General features: G+C 56.2%; 1 pseudogene. It reads left to right on the forward strand.

Annotated features, from left to right (window positions below):
- Positions 1-251 (forward strand): annotated as a pseudogene (locus tag EN818_RS31765) (hypothetical protein); the annotation flags it as partial.
- Positions 252-304 lie beyond the last annotated feature (53 nt).

Here is a 304-nt window from a genome sequence, read left to right on the forward strand (position 1 = left end):
AAATCGCTTTCCTAAATGTGCGGAACCAATCCGCTCGACCGAAGTTCCCGACCATTGGGGAAAATCCTATGGCAGAGAGCAAGCAAGAGCGCGGCGAACGCGTACAGGCAGAGAAGCAATTTCGTGTGCGGTTCCTAGTGCGCGAAACGAGCATCACGGAGGCGCAGGCGCGCGACCTTGTCGAGATGATTGGCATTGATGCGAACTCGCTCCTTCGCGAGGCGCGTCTTCTGGCGAGGAAGCAGACCTAGTCCTCTGCATAGAGAATTGACGGTTTGGACAGGACGTAGGGTTGGCATGCTAC

Origin of the sequence: Mesorhizobium sp. M3A.F.Ca.ET.175.01.1.1 (assembly GCF_004791945.1) — a bacterium.
In the GTDB taxonomy this organism is placed as follows: domain Bacteria; phylum Pseudomonadota; class Alphaproteobacteria; order Rhizobiales; family Rhizobiaceae; genus Mesorhizobium.